The sequence below is a fragment of the Actinomycetospora sp. C-140 genome (genome assembly GCF_054796175.1).
The window spans coordinates 183,658-206,700 of record NZ_JBTWNF010000013.1 but is presented as its reverse complement, the minus strand read 5'-3'; the positions used below and the strand labels follow the sequence as shown (position 1 = coordinate 206,700).

Annotated in this window: 17 protein-coding genes; 12 read left to right on the top strand and 5 right to left on the bottom strand. The window is 74.0% G+C overall.

The genetic code is table 11. The annotated features are described in order from the left end of the window. Positions 1–195 precede the first annotated feature (195 nt). The 6 genes from ACR9E3_RS21735 to ACR9E3_RS21710 all read left to right on the top strand — a co-directional run bounded on the left by ACR9E3_RS21735 (position 196) and on the right by ACR9E3_RS21710 (position 11,661). Positions 196–840: a single-stranded DNA-binding protein gene (locus tag ACR9E3_RS21735; RefSeq protein ID WP_460382606.1), complete on the top strand. Its 645-nt coding sequence runs from the start codon at positions 196–198 to the stop codon at positions 838–840. A gap of 50 nt (positions 841–890) precedes the next feature. Further along, positions 891–2,567 carry an energy-dependent translational throttle protein EttA gene (ettA, locus tag ACR9E3_RS21730; protein WP_460382605.1) on the top strand — a complete coding sequence of 559 codons (1,677 nt, stop codon included), beginning with the start codon at positions 891–893 and terminating at the stop codon, positions 2,565–2,567. 12 nt (positions 2,568–2,579) lie between these two features. Then, positions 2,580–5,477, top strand: a complete 2,898-nt coding sequence (locus ACR9E3_RS21725) for a hypothetical protein (RefSeq protein WP_460382604.1) — start codon at positions 2,580–2,582, stop codon at positions 5,475–5,477. A 160-nt stretch (positions 5,478–5,637) separates the two neighbouring features. Then, entirely contained in the window at positions 5,638–10,605 is a 4,968-nt protein-coding gene (locus ACR9E3_RS21720; protein WP_460382603.1) for an NAD-glutamate dehydrogenase, read from the top strand. 28 nt (positions 10,606–10,633) lie between these two features. Further along, on the top strand, positions 10,634–11,065 hold the full coding sequence (locus tag ACR9E3_RS21715; RefSeq protein WP_460382602.1) for an acyl-CoA thioesterase: 432 nt from the start codon (positions 10,634–10,636) through the stop codon (positions 11,063–11,065). Next, complete coding sequence (locus tag ACR9E3_RS21710) at positions 11,062–11,661, top strand: hypothetical protein (protein WP_460382601.1); 600 nt, start codon at positions 11,062–11,064, stop codon at positions 11,659–11,661. Before ACR9E3_RS21715 ends, ACR9E3_RS21710 begins: the two co-directional genes overlap by 4 nt. Before the next feature lie 45 nt (positions 11,662–11,706). Here the strand turns inward: ACR9E3_RS21710 and ACR9E3_RS21705 are convergent, their stop codons facing one another. From ACR9E3_RS21705 to ACR9E3_RS21695, 3 genes are read right to left on the bottom strand one after another with little or no spacing between them, the layout of a single operon-like run. Continuing rightward, positions 11,707–12,402: a dienelactone hydrolase family protein gene (locus ACR9E3_RS21705; protein WP_460382600.1), complete on the bottom strand. Its 696-nt coding sequence runs from the start codon at positions 12,400–12,402 to the stop codon at positions 11,707–11,709. A gap of 10 nt (positions 12,403–12,412) precedes the next feature. Then, the gene (locus ACR9E3_RS21700; protein ID WP_460382599.1) at positions 12,413–12,811 is read right to left on the bottom strand and encodes a globin; all 399 of its coding nucleotides are present in this window, start codon (positions 12,809–12,811) and stop codon (positions 12,413–12,415) included. 24 nt (positions 12,812–12,835) lie between these two features. Continuing rightward, a complete protein-coding gene (locus ACR9E3_RS21695; RefSeq protein WP_460382615.1) occupies positions 12,836–13,843 on the bottom strand; it encodes a mechanosensitive ion channel family protein in 1,008 nt (335 codons plus the stop codon). A gap of 297 nt (positions 13,844–14,140) precedes the next feature. Between ACR9E3_RS21695 and ACR9E3_RS21690 the strand changes: the two genes are divergently transcribed. The 4 genes from ACR9E3_RS21690 to ACR9E3_RS21675 all read left to right on the top strand — a co-directional run bounded on the left by ACR9E3_RS21690 (position 14,141) and on the right by ACR9E3_RS21675 (position 17,179). Then, complete coding sequence (locus ACR9E3_RS21690; protein ID WP_460382598.1) at positions 14,141–14,806, top strand: HNH endonuclease; 666 nt, start codon at positions 14,141–14,143, stop codon at positions 14,804–14,806. A 135-nt stretch (positions 14,807–14,941) separates the two neighbouring features. After that, positions 14,942–16,348: an amidase gene (locus ACR9E3_RS21685; RefSeq protein ID WP_460382597.1), complete on the top strand. Its 1,407-nt coding sequence runs from the start codon at positions 14,942–14,944 to the stop codon at positions 16,346–16,348. A 59-nt stretch (positions 16,349–16,407) separates the two neighbouring features. Next, positions 16,408–16,662, top strand: a complete 255-nt coding sequence (gene ctaJ, locus ACR9E3_RS21680; protein ID WP_460382596.1) for an aa3-type cytochrome oxidase subunit CtaJ — start codon at positions 16,408–16,410, stop codon at positions 16,660–16,662. Then, on the top strand, positions 16,649–17,179 hold the full coding sequence (locus tag ACR9E3_RS21675; RefSeq protein ID WP_460382595.1) for a DUF5130 family protein: 531 nt from the start codon (positions 16,649–16,651) through the stop codon (positions 17,177–17,179). Before ctaJ ends, ACR9E3_RS21675 begins: the two co-directional genes overlap by 14 nt. Positions 17,180–17,252: 73 nt before the next feature. Here ACR9E3_RS21675 and pepN read toward each other — a convergent pair whose 3' ends face one another. Next, complete coding sequence (gene pepN / locus ACR9E3_RS21670; protein WP_460382594.1) at positions 17,253–19,814, bottom strand: aminopeptidase N; 2,562 nt, start codon at positions 19,812–19,814, stop codon at positions 17,253–17,255. 88 nt (positions 19,815–19,902) lie between these two features. Here pepN and ACR9E3_RS21665 point away from each other — a divergent pair, with 88 nt between their 5' ends. Beyond that, on the top strand, positions 19,903–20,511 hold the full coding sequence (locus tag ACR9E3_RS21665; protein ID WP_460382593.1) for a mycothiol-dependent nitroreductase Rv2466c family protein: 609 nt from the start codon (positions 19,903–19,905) through the stop codon (positions 20,509–20,511). A gap of 19 nt (positions 20,512–20,530) precedes the next feature. On the opposite strand, the gene ACR9E3_RS21660 is transcribed toward ACR9E3_RS21665, so the two are convergent. Further along, a complete protein-coding gene (locus ACR9E3_RS21660; RefSeq protein WP_460382592.1) occupies positions 20,531–21,427 on the bottom strand; it encodes a phytanoyl-CoA dioxygenase family protein in 897 nt (298 codons plus the stop codon). Positions 21,428–21,535: 108 nt separating this feature from the next. On the opposite strand from ACR9E3_RS21660, the gene ACR9E3_RS21655 reads away from it, so the two are divergent. Continuing rightward, positions 21,536–22,960 (top strand): aldehyde dehydrogenase family protein, encoded by a 1,425-nt coding sequence (locus ACR9E3_RS21655; protein WP_460382591.1) that lies wholly within the window; start codon positions 21,536–21,538, stop codon positions 22,958–22,960. Positions 22,961–23,043: the final 83 nt, after the last annotated feature.

The following is a 23,043-nucleotide window of genomic DNA, read 5'->3' as shown; positions in this document are numbered from 1 at the left end:
CGGGGTGCGGGCATTCGCCGTCCTCACCACGTCCGTTCGTCGCACCATTCGGCCCGGGCGGGCCATCATTCGTCCACACCACGTCGATTCGTCCACAGGTCCGCATTCAGCGCTGACGAGGACGGCGTCGAGAGCGTGATGCTGCTTCTCGCGGACCGGGAACTCGCCCGGTTCCACGGAGGAGCGGAGTTCGGCGTGAACGAGACGATGGTGACCGTGACGGGCAACGTGGCCGGCGACGTGGTGGGGCGTCGGGTCGGCCCGAATGCGGAACACCTGCTGGTGACGTTCCGGGTCGCGAGCTCCGAGCGGCGATGGGACAAGTCGACCGAGTCCTGGATCGACGGCGACCGGTTCACGGCGTCGGTCAACTGCTGGCGTCGTGTCGCCGAGGGCGTGGGCGGAACCCTCGTGAAGGGCGACCCGGTGGTGGTCGTCGGTCGTCTCTCGGTGCGCGAGTACGAGGCCGACGGGGTCCGCCGCTACATGACCGAGATCGCGGCGACGGCGGTCGGCCCGGACCTGTCGCGGTGCTCCGCCGAGGTGCGTCGCCGGCGTGCGGTCGAGTCCGAAGCAGGGACGACGGACGAGGCAGGTGTCGTGGGCGTCGTGGACGTGACGGGGCTCCCCGAAGCGGACGTGACCGGCGACGGTGCCCCGGGCGCGGGCGACGAGCGGACCACGGCCGCGGGGAGCACGATCGGTGCGGCGGACGACGCGCCGGACGGGCTTCGCACGGCCGTAGCCGGTGCGTCGGACGGCGGATCCGAGGGAGCGACGGTCACCGGTATCGGTGCCGGTGATCGCCGTCGGGGGACCGCGTCGCGAGCGAGCGCCTGAACCGCCCCGGGGCCGGTGGACGCCGGATCGTGCCAACTACCATCAAGGGCGTGGCTGAGTTCATCTACACCATGAAGAAGGTTCGGAAGGCCCATGGTGACAAGGTCATCCTGGACGACGTCACGCTGAACTTCCTGCCCGGCGCGAAGATCGGTGTCGTCGGCCCCAACGGTGCGGGCAAGTCGAGCGTTCTGCGGATCATGGCCGGACTCGACCAGGCCAACAACGGCGAGGCGTTCGCCGCCCCGGGTGCGAGTGTCGGCATCCTGCAGCAGGAGCCGCCGCTGAACGAGGACAAGACGGTCCTCGGCAACGTGCAGGAGGGCGCCGGGGACGTCGCCACGAAGCTCGCGCGCTACAACGAGATCGCCGAGCTCATGGCCACCGACTACTCCGACGAGCTCATGGAGGAGATGGGCGGCCTCCAGGAGGACCTCGACAACGCCGACGCCTGGGACCTCGACTCGCAGCTGCAGCAGGCCATGGACGCGTTGCGCTGCCCGCCGGGCGACGAGCCCGTCACCCACCTCTCGGGTGGTGAGCGTCGTCGTGTGGCGCTCTGCAAGCTGCTGATCAGCAAGCCCGACCTCCTGCTGCTCGACGAGCCCACCAACCACCTCGACGCCGAGAGCGTGCAGTGGCTCGAGCAGCACCTGGCCAACTACGAGGGCGCCGTCCTGGCCGTGACCCACGACCGGTACTTCCTCGACAACGTCGCCCAGTGGATCCTCGAGCTCGACCGGGGGCGCGCATACCCCTACGAGGGCAACTACTCCACCTACCTGGAGAAGAAGGCCGAGCGCGTCGCGGTCCAGGGCCGCAAGGACGCGAAGCTGCGCAAGCGTCTCGCCGATGAGCTGGCGTGGGTGCGCTCGGGCGCCAAGGCACGGCAGGCCAAGAGCAAGTCGCGTCTGGCCCGCTACGAGGAGATGGCGGCGGAGGCGGAGAAGACCCGCAAGCTGGACTTCGAGGAGATCCAGATCCCGCCGGGGCCGCGTCTGGGCAACGTCGTGGTCGAGGTGAGCCACCTCGACAAGGGATTCGACGACCGCCTGCTCATCAAGGACCTGTCCTTCTCCCTGCCGCCCAACGGCATCATCGGCGTCATCGGACCGAACGGCGTCGGCAAGACGACGCTGTTCAAGACGATCGTCGGCCTCGAGAAGCCGGACTCCGGCGACGTCCGGGTCGGCGACACCGTGAAGCTGTCCTACGTCGACCAGGGCCGCGAAGGCCTCTCCGGCACCGACAACGTGTGGAAGGTCGTCTCGGACGGTCTCGACCACATCCAGGTCGGCAATGTCGAGATGCCGTCGCGGGCGTACATCTCGGCCTTCGGCTTCAAGGGACCCGACCAGCAGAAGCCGGTCAACGTGCTGTCCGGCGGTGAGCGGAACCGTCTGAACCTGGCGATGACGCTGAAACAGGGCGGCAACCTGCTGCTCCTGGACGAGCCCACCAACGACCTCGACGTCGAGACGCTCTCGTCGCTCGAGAACGCCCTGGAGAACTTCCCGGGCTGCGCGGTGGTGGTCTCCCACGACCGCTGGTTCCTGGATCGCGTGTGCACCCACATCCTCGCGTGGGAGGGCACCGACGACCACCCGGCGTCCTGGTTCTGGTTCGAGGGCAACTTCGCGGACTACGAGGAGAACAAGATCGCGCGTCTCGGGCCGGACGCCGCCCGCCCGCACCGCGTCACCCACCGCAAGTTGACACGGGACTGAGGACGGGCCGAGGTGGAGGTGCCGGCGCAGACGCCCGCCGTGCCCGGGCTGAGCGTGGGCGCGATCCTGGAGGTCGCGGAGGGCCTGCGGTGGACCGATCCGCAGCTCTCGGTCGCGCTCGCCGAGCACGCTGCACGGGCGGCGGCCGGGGACGCGGGCGTCCGCAGCGCGGCGGAGCGTTCCGCGGTGCTCGCGCTCGGCCAGTCCGACCGGGCCGCGGAGCTGGTCCTGCGCGCCCTGCCGCACCTCCGTGAGGCCGAGCGGGACGGTCGCGACGCCGACGCGGCCGTCCTGCGCTGTGAGCTCGCCCGCGCCGCGGTCCGGTGCGGTGAGCTCGATGCGGCCGAGACGCTCCTGGAGCCCCTCGCCGGTGGGCGGGTCCTCCCGCCGACCGCGCGGGCCGACGCGTTGATCGCCTGGGCCGCCGCCCGTGCGGCCCGCGGCGACGTCGCCGGGGTCGACGCGGCGACCCGCCAGGTCGAGGAGCTCGTCGCGGAGCCCGGCGACGCCCGCCGTACCGCCATGCAGCGCTCCCGGGCCCAGGCCCGCCGTGTCGCGGGGGACGCCTCGGGCGCGCTCGAGGTGCTGCGGGCCGTCGACGTGCACGGTGCCGGGGTGGACGGCGGACGCGAGGCCGCGATGGTCGTCGCCGACCACGTCGAGATCCTGGCGGAGCTCGGACGCCTCGACGAGGCACGGGAGGTCGGGAGGCCCGCGCTCACGACACCGAGCGGCGCGACGACGGCGCTCGCGCTCGGTCACCTGCGCAGCGTGCTCGCGCGGCGGGTGCACCTCGCGGCCGGCGACCTCGACGCCGCCGAATCCCTCGCCCGGGAGGCCGAGACCGACCTGGCTGCCCGGGGCCACGAGGCGCAGGTGGCCGAGGCGGTCGAGGTACTCGCCGACGTCGCCGGGCGCCGCGGTGAGACCGGCCGGGCGGTCGACGAGCTGCGCCGCGCCCACGAGCACGCGTCGGCGGCGCGCGACGAGACCACCCGCGCGCGGATCGCCCTCGCGGTGGCACTGGCCGCACCCGACGACCACCTGACCGCGCCGGCGCGGCCCGCCGAGCGTGTGGCGGGAACGCCGAGCCCCCCGGACCGGTCGCCGACGCCGTCCGGGTCGGGCCCTTCCGCGCGCGAGGCGGTCGATGCCCTGCGCACCGCGTTGACCGGGACCGGCGGCGATCCGACGGGCTCCGCGTTCCCCGAGTTCGGCACGGTCGCGGCCGCCCTGCCGAGCCCATGGCTCACGGAGCCGACGGACCGTGCATCGGCGAGCGCACCAGCGGAGGCGGACCGGACGGACGGGCCGGTGGACGACCCCCCGCTCTCGGCGGCCCTCTCGGCGGCCCTCTCGGCGGCGCTGCTCGACGGCGCCGTGCCCGACGCGCCCCCCGACGGGCTCGCCGCGGCATCCGAGCCGCATCGGGACCGGTCGCTCGAGGCCTCCGCGTCACCCGCGCACGGCGGCCCGAGCTCCCGCCGGCGCCGCGGTCGCTACCGCGAGGACGCCGAACCGGACGGCCCGTTGGCCGAGGCGCTCGCCGCCGCGCGCGCCGAGCTCGAGTCGTTCTCGTCGGCGCCCGGCTCGGACGTCGCCGATCGGGACCGCGACGCCGGCCCGGCCGAGGACGCGGAGCGGGCCGCAGCGGGCGGGGACGAGGCGGTCGACGACCCCGTGGCCGCGCGCAACCGCCGCCTGGCCCGAGCGCGGGCCCGGTGGGAGGCGCCCGACTCCTGGCTGTCGCGCCGTGACCAGAACGGCGGACGGTCGACCGACGGGGCACTGCCCGACGACGACCCGGCGAACGCCGACGTCCCGCGCGACGCGCACCGGAGGGCGCCGGTCGACTCCTCGGCCAGCGCCCCGGGCGGGAGGCGGCACCGCCCCGGGACCGAGGGCGCGTCCGGTGACGACGGGACCGACGACGCCTGGGGCGAGGGTGCTCCGCCTCGAACGGTCCGCGACGGAGACCGCAGCGATCCCGATGGTCGCCAGCACCGCCGCGGCGACCGCGACCGGCATGACCGGGCGACCGGGCGCACCGACGACGGCGAGCGGGCGGAGGACGCCTTCGCGGTCGGCGGCAGTGACGCGCTGAGCCGTGGAGCACTCGGCGACGGGGCGTTCGGCGACGGTGCGTTCGGCGATGGCGGGATCGGCGACGGTGCCTTCGGCGAGGGCGCGCGCGACCATGGCGCGCTCGGCGGCGGTGCGCTCGGCGGCGGTGCGCTCGGCGGCGGTGCGCTCGGCAGCAGCGCCTTCGGTCTCGGCGCGCTCGGCGACGGGCCGCGGGGCAACGGCGTGTCCGGTGACGGCGCGCTCGGTGACGGTCCGCTCGGTGACGGCGGGTTCACCAACGGCTACGGCTCGATCGACCCCCGCGATTCCCGTCGGGGCGCGGAGGGCAACGGCCACCGGCCCTCGGGCGACGGCCGAGACGGCCGAGACGGCCGAGACGGACATGCCGCACGGGACGGCCATCCCGCCCTTGCCCGGGACGACAGCCACACGGCGACGCTCGCCGGGCGATGGGGCGACGTGTCGGGCGACGGCCCCACCGCGAGGCCGGGCGGCGTCGACGACGAGTGGGCGGACGAGCTGGCCCTGACCCTCGTCGACCTCCTCAGCGAGTACCAGGACCCCGGGGTCCCGCTCGGGACGACGCGGAACATGCCGGCGCCTGCGGTGCCGCCGCGCGTCGTCGAGCGCCCGCCGTCCCGGCAGACGACGGGTCGCCGGCGTCCCGACGGTCGGTCGGCCCCCGATCCGGGTGGGGTGCCGTCGGCGCGCCGGTCCGACGGCTCGGAGCCCCGGCTCGCGGACCTGCTGGCCGAGGCGATGGACGCGTACCACTCGGCGGGGCCCGGCGCCGCACCCGTCGACGACCGGCGGGCGCGACGGTGACCGTGGTACCCGATCGTCCCGGCCCCGCCGAGCACGGCGCGGCCCCCGGACCCGTCGTTAGGGTGGCCCGCGTGATTGCCCCGGCGCGCCCTCGACCGCGACGGCCCGAGGGCACGCCGGACCGTCCCGACACCCACCCCGCCGTCTCGAGAGCGGCGGCATGACCGCGACCACGAGCCGCGCCGGCACCGACGCCGCGAGGGGCTGGCCGGCCGAGCGCCAGGCCCTGCGCGAGGCCGCGGCGGAGGCGGAGCCCCCGGATTCCGAGCTGGGCGAGCTGGCCGTCACGTACTTCGACCGGGTGCCCGACGGCGAGCTGGTGGCGGACCCCGCCGACGCCCTCGCGACCGTGCGGGCCCACCGCAGCCTCGCGCGGCTGCGCGTCCCGGGGAAGCCGGTCACCGCGGTGCTCGACACCCCGGGCGCGGCGGGCCGGATCTCCGTGCTGGTCGTCACCGACGACATGCCGTTCCTGATCGACTCGGTGCTCGCGGAGCTCGACCGCACGGGCGCGAGCGTGCACCGCGTCGTGCACCCGGTGGTCGTGGTCCGCCGCGACGTCCGCGGCGAGCTGCTCGACATCCTGCCGATGGCCGACGCCGCCGCGCCGCCGCCCGGCACCGTCGCCGAGTCCTGGATGAACATCGAGCTGGGCGACCTCCCCGGGTCCGACCCGGCACGGGACCTCGCGGCCGACCTGCACGCGCGCCTGTCCGGGGTGCTCACCGACGTCCGCGAGGTCGTCGAGGACGGCGACCGGATGGTGTCCACCGCCCGCGCCCTCGCCGACGAGCTGGCCGCGTCGGGACCGGGCGAGGACAGCGCGGAGACCGCCGACACGGTGGCGCTGCTGCGCTGGTTCGCCCAGGGCAACCTGATCCTGCTCGGCTACCGCCGCCAGGAGGTGGTCGACACCCCCGAGGGCCCGGCGTTGCGCGGGGTGCTGGCCACGGGCCTCGGCGTGCTGCGCCGCGACAGCCTCGTCGCGCGCACCCTCACCGCGAGCCCGGACAGCGTGAGCCCCGCCGGCACACCGGGAGACACGACGCCCCGGCGTCTGCTCGTGCTCACGCGCGCGAGCGCCCGCTCGACGGTGCACCGCCCGGAGCACCCCCTCTACGTCGGCGTCAGCATCCACGACGACGAGGGCCGGCTCATCGGCGAGCACCGGTTCCTCGGCATCCTCACCGTCGCCGCCCGGCACGCCGACGTCCTCGGGATCCCCGTGGTGTCGCGGCGCGTGCAGGAGGTCGTCGCCGAGGCGGGCCTGCCCGTCGACTCGTGGTCGGGCCAGCGGCTGCTCGAGGTCCTGCAGACCTACCCCCGCGCCGAGCTGCTGTGCACCGACCGCGCCTCCCTGGAGGCCACCGCGACCGGCGTGCTCGACCTCGCCGAGCGGCGCCGGGTGCGGCTGTTCCTGCGACGCGACCCGTACGGCCGCTACTTCTCCTGCATGATCTACCTGCCGCGCGACCGGTACACCACCGCGATCCGCACCCGCATGCAGGACGTCCTCATGCGCGAGCTGCGCGGCACCGACCTCGAGCACACCGCCCGCGTCACCGAGGACCAGCTGGCGCTGCTGCACGTCACGGTGCACACCGGGCGCGAGGAGCCGGTGACGCCGGACCTCGAGACGCTGACCGCCGACCTCGCCGAGGCGGCGCGGACCTGGTCGGACCGGCTGCGCGAGCAGGCCAGCGGCGAGGAGCGTGCGGTCCTCGCGACCATCGGGGAGCCGTTCGCCGAGTCGTACAAGGAGGACTTCGGTCCGGAGCGGGGGCTGCTCGACCTGCGGGTGCTCGACGGCCTCACGCCGGGGGGAGACGGAGCGCCGCGGAGCTCGACCGGCGGCGGCGAGGCCGCGGGGCGCGACACCGCCGTGCGGCTCTACCGGCCGATCAACCCCGACGCGGGCGACCGCCGGCTCAAGCTCTATCTCGCGGGGCGGCGCGCGACGCTCTCGTCGGTGCTGCCGGCACTGCAGTCGCTGGGCGTGGTGGTCGTCGACGAGCGCCCGTACGAGGTCACCCGCAGCGACGGCGTGACCTGCTGGATCAACGACTTCGGGCTGCGCCTGCCCGGGACGGACTCCGTGCCGCCCGGCACGGAGCACGACCTCACCGAGCGCTTCGCCGAGGCGTTCGACACCGTCTGGAGCGGGCACGTCGGCGCGGACGGGTTCAACGCCCTCGTGCTCAGCGCCGGGCTGACCTGGCGCCAGGCCGCGGTGCTCCGCGCCTTCTCCCGCTACCTGCGCCAGATCGGCAGCCCCTACGGGCAGAGCTACATCACCGACGTCGTCAACGCGCACCGCGACGTCGCGGTGGGCCTCGTCGAGCTGTTCGAGGCACGCTTCGACCCGGCCCTGTCGCCCGATGAGCGCGACCACAGGGTGGCCGAGGTGGACGGGCGGGTCACGACGGCGATCGCCGACGTCACCAGCCTCGACGCCGACCGCATCCTGCGCTCGTTGCTCGGGGTGGTGCGCGCGACGCTGCGCACCAACTTCTTCCGCCGCGACGCCGGGGGAGCGCCGCGCCCGTTCCTCGCGCTCAAGCTCGATCCCGCTCAGGTCCCGGGCGTGCCCGAGCCGGTGCCGGCGATCGAGACGTTCGTGCACTCCAACCGGGTCGAGGGCGTGCACCTGCGCTTCGGGCCGATCGCCCGCGGGGGACTGCGCTGGTCGGACCGCCTGCAGGACTACCGCACCGAGATCCTCGGGCTGGTCAAGGCGCAGGCGGTCAAGAACGCGGTGATCGTGCCGGTCGGCGCCAAGGGCGGCTTCGTCGTGAAGCGCCCGCCCGCCGCGACGGGGGACGCCGCCGTCGACCGGGACGCCGCGCGGACGGAGGGCGTCGCCTGCTACCGGATGTTCGTCTCCGGGCTGCTCGACCTCGTCGACGACCGGGCCGGGCACGCGGCGGACTCCGCGGTGCGCACCCCCGAGGGCGTCGTGCGCTACGACGGCGACGACACCTACCTCGTGGTCGCCGCCGACAAGGGCACCGCGACGTTCTCGGACACCGCCAACGCGGTGGCCGGCGAGTACGGGTTCTGGCTGGGCGACGCGTTCGCCTCCGGCGGGTCGGTCGGCTACGACCACAAGGCGATGGGCATCACCGCCCGCGGCGCCTGGGAGAGCGTGCGGCGCCACTTCCGCGAGCTCGACCGGGACCTCGCGACCGACGAGATCACCGTCGTCGGCGTCGGCGACATGTCGGGCGACGTCTTCGGCAACGGGATGCTGCTCTCCGAGCACCTGCGGATCGTCGCGGCGTTCGACCACCGCCACGTCTTCCTCGACCCCGATCCCGACCCGGCGGTCTCGTTCGCCGAGCGCCGGCGCCTGTTCGAGCTGCCCCGCTCGTCGTGGGCCGACTACGACACCTCGCTGATCAGCGAGGGCGGCGGCGTGTACCCGCGCACGATGAAGGCGGTGCCGGTCTCGCCCGAGGCGGCGCGGGCGCTGGGGACCGACCCCGGCGAGATGGATCCGCCCACGCTCGTCCGCGCGATCCTGCGGGCCCCGGCCGACCTGCTGTGGAACGGCGGCATCGGCACCTACGTCAAGGCGTCCACCGAGACCCACGCCGACGTCGGCGACAAGACCAACGACGCCGTGCGCGTCGACGGCGACGAGCTGCGGGTCGCGGTGGTCGGCGAGGGCGGCAACCTCGGGCTCACCCAGCTCGGGCGCATCGAGTACGACCACCACGGCGGCAAGGTCAACACCGACGCGGTCGACAACAGCGCGGGCGTCGACTGCTCCGACCACGAGGTCAACATCAAGATCCTGCTCGACTCGCTGGTCGAGCGCGGCGAGCTCGGCGAGGACGAGCGCGACGAGCAGATCGCGGCGACCACCGACGACGTGGCCGCGCTGGTGCTCGCCGACAACGTGGCGCAGAACGAGGTCCTCGGGGTCTCGCGGGCCCACGCGGCCGGGATGGCGCATGTCCACCGCGACCTGGTCGCCGACCTCGAGGCGCGCGGCCGTCTCGACCGCGAGCTCGACGTCCTGCCCGACGAGGAGGGCTTCGAGCTGCGGCTCGCCGAGGCCGGGGGCCTCACCAGCCCCGAGCTGTGCACGCTGATGGCGCACGTCAAGCTCGACCTCACCGACGCCCTGGCCGACTCCGAGCTCCCCGACCTCGAGGTCTTCTCCCGCCGCCTGCCCGCGTACTTCCCGGCGGCGTTCGCCGAGCGCTACCCGGACGCGGTGGCGGCGCACCCGCTGCGGCGCCAGATCGTCACGACGATGCTGTCGAACACCGTGGTCGACGGCGGCGGGCTGAGCTACGTGTTCCGGCTCGTGCAGGAGGTGGCCGCGAGCCCCGCCGACGCCGTCCGCGCCTACCACGTGGCCACGTCGGTGTTCGGGCTCGATGCGCTCGCCGCCGACCTCGCCGCCGCGGAGATGCCGGTCGCCCTCGCGGACCGCCTCACGCTCCAGGCCCGGCGCCAGCTCGACCGCGCCGCGCGCTGGTTCCTGACCCGTCGCCCGCAGCCGCTGGCCGTCGGCGCCGAGACCCAGCGGTTCGCGCCGACGATGCGGATGCTCGCGCCGCGCGTCCCCGAGATGCTGCGCGGGGAGGAGGCCGAGGGCCTGACGCGTCGCGTCCGGGAGTTCACGGTCGCCGGGGCGCCCGAGGACCTGGCGCGCCGGGCGGTCGGCGGGCTCTACGCGTTCGGTGTCCTCGACGTCACCGAGATCGTCGAGATCGCCGAGCGCGAGCAGGGCGGCGTGCTCGTCGACGACGGCGAGGTCTCCGAGGACGAGGTGATCGCCGTCGCGGAGCTGTACTACGCACTGTCCGCGCACCTCGGGCTGGACGCGCTGCTCACGGCCGTGGCGGCGCTCGACCGCACCGACCGGTGGCACGCGCTGGCCCGCCTGTCCCTGCGCGACGAGCTGTACTCCTCGCTGCGCGCGATCACCCTCGACGTGCTGGCCGACACCGGCCCCGAGGAGTCCGCGGACGAGAAGATCGAGCACTGGGAGCAGGCCAACGCCTCGCGGCTCATGCGCGCGCGGACGGCGCTCGCCGAGATCGCCGAGCAGGGTCGCGCCGACCTGGCCACCGTGTCGGTGGCCGCCCGCCAGATCCGCAGCATGGTCCGCTGAAGCACCGACCCGGGAGGAACGAGAGCGCGTGGCGCCCTACGTCAACGACGTCGCGGTCCGCTGGTCCGACCAGGACGCCTACGGCCACGTCAACCACGCCCGCGTGGTGACGCTGCTCGAGGACGCCCGCACCGGTCTGCTGTTCGACGCCGCGACCCGCGCCGGGGTGGCGGCCTTCGAGGCCGGCCTGCTCGTCGCCACGCTGGAGGTGCGCTACCGCCGCCCGATCCCGTGGACCCCGGCCGGGGTGCGGGTGGAGATGACCGCGCAGGACGTGAAGGCCGCGTCGTTCCTCGTCGCCTACCGGCTCCTGCTGCCGTCCGGGAACTCCGACGGGGGCTTCGACGACGCGAAGCCGGCCGCGACGGCGACCACCCAGCTCGTGCCCTACGACCTGGCGACCGAGCGCCCCCGACGGCTCACCGCGGAGGAGCGGGAGTTCCTGGGTCTCTACACGTGACCCTGGCGGTGCCGGACGCCGCGGACCGGGCGGCGCTCGCCGACGTCGTGGGGCGGGTGGTGCGCCTCGACCCGGCCGCCGTCGTGCGTCTGCGCGATCTTGACGGGAGCGTGGCCATGTGGGCGGGCACGCCGTTCGAGGTGCTCGTGGCCGCCCGGGCGCCCGGGCGGGTGACTCCCGGCGACACCACGGTCGTCGGCTCGGACCTGCTCGCGGCGCTGAGCGTCGTCGACGCCCCCGAGACGGAGCCCGGGACGCCGGTCGACGACCGCTGGCGCGGCGACCTCCCCGCCGAGGGTCCGTGGGATGTCCTCGGCGAGATCGCGGCCGCGGAGGTCGAGGCCGCCGTCGCGCGCTTCGCGACCCCGGCGGCCCTCGACGAGACCGCCTGGGAGGGCGACCAGGAGGGCGCCGTCGTGCGGGTCCCGGCACGCTGCCTGGTCGCTGTCGCCGGCATGGGGTGGCCGGAGGACGACGTGCCCGTCCCCGTGGCCGTGTCGAGCGAGGGCTCGTGGCTGCGCCTCGACGCCGGGCCGCGGTCGGTGCGCGCCGCGATCGTGCGCCGGCGTCGCCCCCGACTCTCGGTGCTGATGTGAACGGAGTTCACAGCTGTCGCCGTGAACTCCGCTCACATCAGGCGGTCAGCCCAGGTTCTTGCGCAGGAAGTCGCGGGTGGCGCTCCAGGCCTTGAGTGCCTGCTCGGGGTCGTAGGTGCCGAGGTGGTTCTCGTCGTTGAAGAACGCGTGCCCGGACGGGTAGATGCGGAAGTCCGGGCGGACGCCGGACTCGTCCTCGATCCGGTCGGCGAGCTCCTCGACCGCGTCCGGCGGCGCCATCTCGTCCTCCTCGCCGAAGTGGCCGAGCAGCGGCGCGGTCAGGTTCGCGAAGCTCGGGTAGTCCTCGCCGAGGACGCCGTAGAACGGGACCGCGGCGCCGATCTTGTCGCCCTGCTGCGCGGCGAGCACGAGCACGAAGCCACCGCCCATGCAGAAGCCGACGGCGCCCACCTTGTCGCCCGTGACGGCCTCGTGGCCGAGCAGGTAGTCGACGGCGCCGCGGAGGTCGGTGGCGGCCTGGTCGACGGGCAGCTGCTGCATGAGCTTGCCGGCCTCGTCGGCGTCGTGGGTGGTGGTGCCGCCGTAGAGGTCGGGGGCGAGGGCGACGAAGCCCTCGGCGGCGAGGCGGTTGGTGACGTCGGCGATGTGGGCCGTCAGGCCCCACCACTCCTGGATGACGACGACGCCGGGCCCGGACCCCGACTCGGGCAGCGCGAGGTAGCCGTACGCGGTCCGGCCGTTGCTGGGGAAGCTGACGTTCTGGAGCGGGTTGTCGACCATGGGCCCGTTGTTACCAGGCCTTGTTCATCATGCTCGTGGCGGCCATCTCGAAGTACTCCCACATCTGCCGGCGCCGTTCCTCGGGCAGCTCGACCTCGTCGACGGCGACGCGCATGCAGCGCAGCCAGGCGTCGCGCTCGAGCGGCCCGATCGGGAACGGCCCGTGGCGCATGCGCAGACGGGGGTGTCCGCGCTGGTGGGAGTAGGTCTGCGGGCCTCCCCAGTACTGCTCGAGGAACATCAGCAGGCGCTGCTCGGCCGGGCCCAGGTCCTCCTCCGGGTAGAGGGGGCGCAGGACCGGGTCCTCGGCGACCTGCTCGTAGAAGCGGTGCACGATCGCCGCGAACGTCTCGTGCCCGCCGACGGCCTCGTAGAACGTCTCGGGTCGTCCGGACTGCGGTGCGCTCACCCCACCACGGTCCCAGATCCGCTCTCAGACCGCCGGTGTGCCCGGCCCGGAGACGCCGGGCCGGCCCGCGAACGGGTACGGCGCCGGGACGCCGGCCGCGTCGAGCTGCGTCTTGATCTCGGCGGCCACCGCGCGCTGGACCGCCCACTGCTCGCCGGGGCGGGTCCGGATCGTCAGGCGCAGCAGGACCCCCTCGGCGGTGACGGACTGGACGCCGAGCATCTCGGGCGGCGCGATGACCTTGCTCGCGATCTTCGGCTCCGCGCACTCCGCGGTGGCCGCGCGCTCCGCGATCTCGAGGGCGTCGTCCACGTCGGCGGCGTGGCCCACGGGGATGTCGACGACGGCGACCGAGAAGCCCTGGCTCGAGTTGCCGACGCGCAGGACCTCGCCGTTGCGGACGTACCAGACGGTGCCCGCGATGTCCCGCAACGTCGTGACGCGCAGGCCGACGGCCTCGACGGTGCCGGTGGCCTCGCCGAGGTCGACGACGTCGCCGACGCCGTACTGGTCCTCGAGCATCATGAAGATGCCGGACAGGAAGTCGCGGACGAGGTTCTGGGCGCCGAACCCGATCGCGACACCGACGATGCCGGCCGAGGCGATGATCGGGGCGAGGTTCACGCCGAACTCGCCCAGGATCAGCACGAACGCGACCCCGTAGATCAGGATCGTGGAGAACGACCGCAGCACCGAGCCGATGGCCTGCGCACGCTGGGTGCGCCGCTCCACCATGAGCGGGGCGGCGTCGCGCAGGGTGCGGACGGCCCGGTCGCGCAGCGGGCGCAGCAGGGCGGGCACGCGGCCCTCGCGGGCGCCGGTCGTGAGGCGGTTGATCGCCCGGTGCACGGCGAAGCGCAGGACGATCGCCACCACGATGATCAGCAGGACGACGACGGCGTGGCCGACGAGCTCGTCCGCCGAGCGCGAGAGCCAGTCGGCCTGCGTGAGCTGGTAGACGCGGGCGCAGAGGGTCCCCTGGTCGCTGGCGCACGCCGGCGCGTCGATCGGCAGCGAGAGCGGCGACGACAGGTCCGTGGCCGGCACGGGGGTCGTGGTCGTCGGCGAGGGGGCCGGGGTGCTCGGGGGCGGGGTCGGCAGCGGCACCGTCACGCCCGCCGACGGTAGAGCACCGGGTCCGGCGTCCGGATCGGGGCGCGGGTGACGCCCGGGGCGCCCGCCGGCTCGTCCGCCGATGACGCGCCGGTGACACACCGGCGACGCGCCCGTGCGCTCGGTGAGAACACCCGTGCGATCGGGCGCGTTGTGTGGTCGACTAGGGCCAACTCGGCGGGAGGTGGTCGTGTGCACGAACGACAACCCGGCAGCGTGACTCCGCTGGTCAGCGAGGTCCCGCCCACCACCGCGCCACACGGCGCGTTCGACCCTCCCGATCCCGTCCCCGAGCTCACCGTCGCTCCCCCTCCGCCCGACTCCTCCCCGGACGATCCGCCCGCCCCGCCGCCGCTCTCGCCGCCCTGGGGCCGCCGCCGGGTCCTGCTCCTCAACGCCACGTTCGAGCCCCTCACCGCGCTGCCCCTCCGGCGCGCGATCGTGCTGCTGGTCTGCGGCAAGGCCGAGGTGGTGCACGGCGACGCCGCCGGGCTCGTCCTGCACTCGGCCACGGGGGCGGTCGAGGTCCCCTCCGTCATCCGGCTCCGCGCCTATGTGCGCGTGCCCTACCGCGCCCGCGTCCCGCTGACCCGGGCCGCGCTCATGCACCGCGACCGGTTCCGGTGCGCCTACTGCGGCGGCCGGGCCGAGACGATCGACCACGTGGTCCCGCGCAGCCGCGGCGGCACGCACACGTGGGAGAACTGCGTCGCCTGCTGCGCGCGGTGCAACCACAAGAAGGCCGACAAGCTGCTCGCCGAGCTCGGCTGGCCGCTGCGGACCATGCCGACGGCGCCTCGGGGGCGGCACTGGCGGCTGCTCGCGAGCGTCGTCGACGCTGATCCGCTGTGGCTTCCGTACCTGGGGGAGACCGCGGCCTGACGCTCTCGTTCTCCGTGATCCCGGTGATCGAAGTCCCGATACGGACGCTGAGTGTCTGAATTCCATTGAGCACGCCGATAGGGGCACTTCGCTGACACCACGCGCGCCCCGGGGATACGGCAGCATGGGGCAACCGTGAGCGATCTCCACGAGCTGACCGCCCTCGAGACCGCGGCCGCGGTGCGACGCGGGGACGTCTCCGTCGTCGACGTCGTCGACGCCGCCCTGTCCCGGGCGGAGCGCCTGGGGCCCGGGCTCGGGGCCTTCGCGGTCCTGACGCCCGAGCGCGCGCTGGACGCCGCGCGGGCGCTGGACCGCACCGGGGTCGACGGTGCCGGTCCGCTCGCCGGGGTGCCGACGGCGATCAAGGACCTTGCCGCGACCGCCGGGGTGCCGACGCGCCGCGGCTCGGTCGTCTACGACGGTTACGTGCCCGACCGGGACGACGACGTCGTGGGCCTGCTGCGCGCGGCGGGGACCATCAGCATCGGCAAGACCGCGGTGCCCGAGTTCGGCCTGCCCTGCTACACCGAGCCCGCGGGGGCGCCGCCGGCCGTGACGCCGTGGGACCGCACGCGCTCGGCCGGCGGCTCCTCGGGCGGGGCCGCGGCCGCGGTCGCCGCGGGCGTCCTGCCGGTCGCGCACGGCACCGACGGCGGCGGGTCGATCCGCATCCCCGCGTCGTCGTGCGGGCTGGTGGGGCTCAAGACCACCCGCGGCCGGGTGCCGGCGGGACCCGCGGGCGGCGACCCCGCGGGGCTGTCGGTGCACGGGCCGCTGGCGCGCACCGTCGCCGACGCCGCCGCGCTGCTCGACGCGATGTCGGCGCCGTCGGCGGGGGAGCCGTTCGTCCCCGCCGCCCCGCCCGCCGGCGGGTACCTCGCCGCGTCGGGCCGCGCGCCGGGACGCCGCCGGATCGCGCTGGCGGTGGACCCCCCGATCGACGCGACGGAGATCGATCCCGCCTGCCACCAGGCGGCCGAGGAGACCGGGGCGCTGCTGGCCGATCTCGGGCACGACGTCGAGCCGGTCGCGCTGCGCCTGCCCGACGCGGGCGTCGACGCGTTCCTCACGCTGTGGAAGGTGCTCTCGCTCGCCGACCCCGTCGACGCCGCCGACGAGCCGCGCCTGCAGCCGCTGACCCGCTACCTGCGGGCACGCGGTCGCGAGTACGACGGGATGGCGGCGATGGCCGCGCTGCACACGGTGCAGGTGGTGACGCGCGCGATGGTCGCCGAGCGGGCCGGGTACGACGCCGTGCTCACCCCCACCGTCGCGCTGCCGCCCCGTCCGGTCGGGTGGTTTACCGCCGGCGGCGACCCCGCCGACGACTTCGCCCGCCAGATCGCGTTCACGCCGTGGACCGCGATCGCCAACCTCACCGGCGAGCCGGCGATCTCCCTGCCGCTGTGCTGGGCCGACGGCCTGCCGATCGGGGTGTCGCTGCGCGGCCGGCGCGGCGAGGAGGCGCTGCTGCTCGCGCTCGGGGCGCAGCTCGAGGCGGCCCGCCCGTGGGCGGGGCGGCGGCCGCCGGAGGCGTGAGCACCCCGGCGGGGTCTACGACGGGACGTCGTCGATGCGATCCACTACGGTGCAGCGCTGTGAGCCCGTTGACCACCTTCCTGCTCTACGGCGTGACGTCGATCGGGGGGATCGCTCTCATCGCCGCCATGACCCTGATCCGCCCCGCGTCGCGTGGCGCGCGCTACCGCTCCGGTGACGAGTGGGACCACGAGCCGCTCTGGTGGATGGGCAACCCCCGCGGTTCGGGCGTCCCCGGGCCGACCGTCGAGGCCGTGCCCGCCGGGTCGGCCGCCGAGCACACCGCCCGAGGAGGCGCTCGTGGCACATGGTGAGGTCGTCCCGACCCGTCAGGACGCGCCGGGGGAGACCACCCGGGTGAGCCAGGCGCCCGGCATCGCCGACGACCCGGTGGCCGGCGAGGCCCGGGTGTCGACGCTCTCGGGTCGCATCTCCGAGGCCACCGACGTGCTCGCGGAGGACTCGCGCACCCCGTTCTCCTCGTCGCAGCTCTCCCGGCTGGACGAGGCGCTGACCCTCGCCTGCCGCGAGACCGGCCTGCTGTTCACGCTCTGGGTCGGCGCGCTGGGCCCGCAGTCCCGTGCGCGCGCCGAGGAGCTGCACGCCTCGCTGGGCGACAGCGCCGCCGACGCGGTCGTCGTGGCCGTGTCGCCGGGCGAGCGCGTGGTCGAGGTCGTCACCGGCGTCGAATCCAGCCGCCGCATCGACGACCGCGGCGCGAAGCTCGCGGTGATGAGCATGGTCGCCTCGTTCAAGGAGTCCGACCTCGTCGGCGGCATGGTCGAGGGCATCACGATGCTCGCCGACCAGGCGGGCCACGCCCACCACTAGGTGCCCTGCCGGCATGTGAGCACTTTCGCGTGCTCTAGCACGCGAAAGTGCTCACATGCGCCGGAGGCGCACCTCAGCCCCGGTCGAACTCCCGGGCGGCGAGGGCGCGGACGACGCCCGCGCGGCCTTCGGTGACCAGCCGGCGCAGGGCCGGCGGGTGGTCGCCCGCGAGCCAGGCGTCGGCGGCCTCGACCGTCGCGTGCTCGACGGCCCAGGACGGGAAGAGGCCCTGGACCATGGGCTGCGCCTGCTCCGACGAGCGGCGGGCCCAGACCTCGTCGACGACGTCGAAGTACGTCGACACGTAGTCGGCGAGCAGCGCCTGCTGGGCGGGGTGCGAGAAGCCCATGATGATCGCGGCGTTGATCGCGTTCGGCAGCGAGTCGTCCTCGACGGCGCGCCGCCACGCCTCCGCCTTGGCCTCCGGGGTCGGCAGGAGCGCCCGCGCCCGCTCGGCCATGCGCCGGCCGGTGGCGGTGTTGTCGCGCGCGTACTCCTCGTCGATGTCGGCCTCGGTCGCGGCGCCGTGCGCGACGAGGGCGTGCAGGAGCCGCCAGCGCAGGTCGGTGTCGACGGTCAGGCCCTCGAGCGGCTCGTCGCCCGAGCGCCACCCGGCCATCGCGTCGAGGGCCTCGGGCGTGAGCACCGAGCCGGCCAGCGCGTTGACGACGGCGAGCTGGTGGTCCGAGCCCGGGTCGGCGTGCGCGAGCTCGAGCAGCTGGGCGACGAACTGCGGCCAGCCCTCGGTGACCGCCCAGCCCGGCTCGGCGTACGAGGCGAGCGCGGTCTGGGCCTGCAGCAGCAGCCGCTGCACGACGCCGACCTCGCTCTCGGCGGCGAGCCCACCCGCCACGAGCGTGACGAAGTCGCGGGCGCGCAGCTCGGCCTCGCGGGTCATCTCCCAGGCCGCCGACCAGCACAGGGTGCGCGGCAGCGGCTCGGCGATGTCGCCGATCCGGTCGATCAGCGTGGTCAGCGAGCGCTCGTCGAGGCGCATCGTGCAGTAGGTCAGGTCGTCGTCGTTGACGAGCACGAGCGCGCCGGCCTCGACGCCGACCAGCTCGGGCACCTCGGTGCGGTCGCCGTCGACGTCCAGCTCGACGCGGTGCTGCCGGACGAGCTTGCCGGAGCCGTCGTCGCCGTAGATGCCGACCGCGAGCCGGTGCGTGCGCAGCTCGCCGTCCCCGGGCCGGGCGCCGCCCTGGACGACCTCGAACGCCGTGTACTTCCCGTTCTCGCCCACCGAGAACGACGGCGACAGCGAGTTGAGCCCGGTGGTGCGCAGCCACTGCGCGCTCCAGCCCGACAGGTCGCGGCCGGAGGCCTCGGTGAGGGCGCCGAGCAGGTCGTCGAAGGTGGCGTTGCCGTAGGCGTGGCGCGAGAAGTACAGGCGCAGCCCGGAGAGGAACTCCTCCTGGCCGACGTACGCGACGAGCTGCTTGAGCACCGACGCGCCCTTGGCGTAGGTGATGCCGTCGAAGTTGACCTCGACGGCCTGCAGGTCGGGAATGTCGGCGGCCACGGGGTGGGTCGAGGGCAGCTGGTCCTGGCGGTAGGCCCACGACTTCTCGACGTTGGCGAACGTCGTCCAGGCGTTGCGGTACTCGGTGGCCTCGGCCTGGCTGACGACGCTCGCCCAGGTGGCGAACGACTCGTTGAGCCAGAGGTCGTTCCACCAGCGCATCGTGACGAGGTCGCCGAACCACATGTGGGCCATCTCGTGGAGCACGGTCTCGGCGCGGCGCTCGTAGAGGTAGCGGGTGACCCGGCTGCGGAAGACGTAGTCCTCGAGGAACGTCACCGCGCCGACGTTCTCCATCGCGCCGGCGTTGAACTCGGGCACGAAGAGCTGGTCGTACTTGTCGAAGGGGTAGGGCACCCCGAAGTTGCGGTGGTAGAAGCCGAAGCCCTGCTTGGTCTCGGTGAACAGCCGCTCGGCGTCCATGTACTCGGCGAGGCTCGCGCGGCAGTAGATGCCGAGCGGGATCTCGCCGTGCTCGTCGGCGTAGGTGTCGGTCCACTTGGCGTACGGCCCGGCGATCAGCGCGACGAGGTAGGTGGAGATGCGCGGCGTGGTCGCGAACGCGTGCCGCGTGACCCCGCCCGCCTCGGCCGCGGACTGCGCGGCGCCGTTGGTGACGACCTCCCAGCTCGACGGCGCCGTGACCGTCGTGGTGATGGTCGCCTTGAGGTCGGGCTGGTCGAAGCAGGCGAACATGCGCTTGGCGTCGGCCGTCTCGAACTGGCTGTAGAGGTAGACGCCGCCGTCGACGGGGTCGACGAAGCGGTGCAGCCCCTCGCCGGTGTTCATGTAGCGGCAGTCGGCGTCGACGACGAGCTCGTTGTCGGCGGCGAGGTCGGGCAGCGCGATGCCCTTTTCCTCGTCGTAGTCCGAGACGTCGAGCGGCGTGCCGTTGAGCACCGCCGACCGCACGCCCGCGGCGACGATGTCGATCCAGCTCGACGCGCCGGGCTGCGTGCACCGGAACCGCGCGGTGGTGATCGACCGGAACGTCGACTCGCCGGGCTCGCCGGTCGCCGGGTCGGTCAGGTCGAGGTCGACGGTGTAGGAGTCGACCCCGAGCAGCTCGGCGCGGGTCTCGGCGTCGGTCCGGGTCAGGTTCGGGGCAGCCACGGCAACAGCCTATGACGCATCGGGAACATCACCGGGCTCCACCGGGGTTGCCACGGATGAGGACGTCCGAGAAGGGAACCCGACCGTCATGGCAGACAAGACCCGCGTCGACTTCTGGTTCGACCCGCTGTGCCCGTTCGCCTGGATCACCTCGCGCTGGATGCTCGAGGTCGAGAAGGTGCGTGACGTCGAGACGCACTGGCACGTCATGAGCCTCGCCGTGCTGAACGAGGGCCGCGACCTGCCCGAGAACTACGCGGAGATGATGAAGAAGGCGTGGGGCCCCGTCCGCGTCGCGATCGCCGCCGCGCAGCAGCACGGCGACGGGATCCTCGCCCCGCTCTACACCGCGATGGGCACGGAGATCCACAACAACGGCAACAAGGACTTCGACGACGTCATCCCGAAGGCGCTCGCCGAGGTCGGGCTGGACGCGTCGCTCGCGCAGGCCGCGTACAGCGACGACTACGACGAGGCCCTCAAGAAGAGCCACCACGAGGGTATGGACCCCGTGGGCATGGACGTCGGTACCCCGGTGATCCACGTCGAGGGGTCGGCGTACTTCGGCCCCGTCCTGACCCGCATCCCGCGGGGCGAGCAGGCCGGGCAGATCTTCGACGGCGCGAAGCTCCTCGCGGGCTACGAGTACTTCTACGAGCTCAAGCGCACGCGCGACACCGAGCTGCAGTTCGACTGAGCGGTCCGGGGCGCCGGCGTCACATCGACGCCGGCGCCTCGTTCTGCTGCAGCGCGAACAGGCTCGTGTAGCCGCCCGACCAGTCCGGCGGGACGAGGCACGGCCGCGGGTCGTGGTGGGCCCAGCGCGCCCGCTCGCCGCGCACGACCTCCTCGGCGTGGCTCGAGGGCAGCGGGTTCGCGGTGTACGGGAACGCGTCGGCCGCCTTGAAGACGTTGAGCAGCAGCGGCCGGCCGATCGGCGAGTCGTTGGCCGCCGAGTGGTGCGCGGTGCGGCAGTTGTGGATCGTCACCGAGCCGGCGGGGCCGGGCAGGTAGACGGTCCGGTCGGTGTCGAGGCCGGCGGCGTCGTGCGACGAGAGCGCCCCGGCCCACGCCCCGTCGGCGCCGTAGAGGTCGTACAGCGGGCCGTCGTGGCTGCCCGGCAGCACCCCGAGCGGGCCCTGCTCCATCCCGCAGTCGTACAGGTAGGTCCCGAACGTCAGCGGCGAGTAGTTGGTGTGCGGCCAGTACTGGATGTCCTGGTGCCACTTCACCTCGGCGCCGCCGCGGGCCCACTTGAAGTTGAGCTTGGAGTGGTGGAATGCGACGTCGGGCCCGACGAGGTCGGCCGCGACGTCGGCGAGCACGGACTCGCGGGCGTAGGCCCAGTAGTCGGGGTGCTGGTCGACGGGGCTGGTCACCCGGCGCAGCCGGGGCGCGTCGGCGGTGTGGTCCGGCTCGAGGTCGAAGACGCGGTCCGACGCCGTGAGCGACCGGCTGCGCTCCACCATCTCGTCGGTGGCGGCGCGCAGGCGCTCCAGCCACTGCTCGGGGATGAGGCGCTCCAGCAGCAGGTAGCCGTTCTCCCAGTACGACTCGCGCTGCTCCTCGGTGAGCACCTTCGCGGGCGTCTGGCGGATGTCGTCGATGAGCATGGGGACCTCCACGCGGTGTGTCCGTCCTCACACGGTAAGTCACACGAGCGGGCCCGTCGCCCCGTCGGGCAGGGTGGGGGGACACCCACGATGCGGAGGCTGGCTGCGATGACCACCGGTACGGACACGCTGACGAGGCACTGGATCGACGGCGCCTGGCAGGAGGGGTCCGGCTCGATCGCCGTGGTGAACCCGGCGACGGAGGCGACGATCGCGGAGGTCCCGGCCGGGGGCGCCGCGGAGGTCGACGCCGCGGTCCTGGCCGCGCGGCACGCGTTCCCGGCGTGGGCGGCGACGCCACTGGCCGACCGGGTCGCGACGGTGCTGGCCATCCGCGAGGGCATCAAGGCGCACAGCGGCGAGATCGCCGCGTCGATCACCGCCGAGATGGGGTCGCCGACGAAGTTCGCGAACTCCGTGCAGGTCGGCATGCCGATGGCGACCTCCAAGGGCGTCGCCGGGCTCGCCGAGTCGTTCCCGTGGACCGAGGAGATCGGCAACTCGCTGGTCGTGCGCGAGCCGGTCGGGGTCGTCGGCGCCGTGACGCCGTGGAACTACCCGCTGCACCAGGTCGTCGCCAAGGTCGCCCCGGCGCTGGTCGCGGGCTGCACGATCGTGCTCAAGCCGAGCGAGGTCGCCCCGCTGACCGCCGGCATCCTCGCCGAGATCACCCGCGAGGCGGGCCTGCCCGCCGGCGTGTTCAACGTCGTGCACGGCACCGGGCCCGACGCCGGTGAGGCGCTCGCGCAGCACCCGATGGTCGACATGATGTCGTTCACCGGGTCGGTGCCGGCCGGGCGGCGGGTGCAGGAGGTCGCCGCGGGGACGGTCAAGCGCGTCGCGCTGGAGCTCGGCGGCAAGTCGGCCAACATCGTCCTCGACGACGCCGACCTCACCCAGGCGGTCAAGCTCGGCCTCGGCAACTGCTTCATCAACGGCGGCCAGACGTGCACCGCGTGGACCCGGCTGCTCGTCCCCCAGTCGCTGCACGACCAGGTCGTCGAGATGGCCGTCGAGCAGTCCGCCAAGTACACCGTCGGCGACCCGACCGAGGAGTCCACCCGCATCGGGCCGATGTCCTCGGACCGCCAGCGCGAGCGCGTCGAGGGCTATATCACGCGCGGTGTCTCCGAGGGCGCCGAGCTCGCCGCCGGCGGGCCCGGGCGTCCCGACGGCCTCGAGCGGGGTGCCTACGTCCGCCCGACGATCTTCTCCGGCGTCCGTCCCGACATGACCATCGCCCAGGAGGAGATCTTCGGGCCGGTGCTGTCGGTGATGCCCTACGCCGACGAGGACGAGGCCGTCGACATCGCCAACGCCACCGTCTACGGCCTCGCGGGCGCGGTGTTCGCCGGCTCGCAGGAGCGCGGCCTCGAGGTCGCCAAGCGGATGCGCACCGGGCAGGTCGACGTCAACGGCGGCGCGTTCAACCCCCTCGCGCCGTTCGGCGGCTACAAGCAGTCCGGCACCAGCCGCGAGCTCGGGCGCTACGGGCTCGAGGAGTTCCTCGAGGTCAAGTCGATCCAGCTCTAGCGCGGCCGGAGGACCCGCGGTGCCGGGTCCAACGGCCCCACCCGGTCGTGCCGCCCTGCCGTGGTGGCACGACCGGGGCCGGC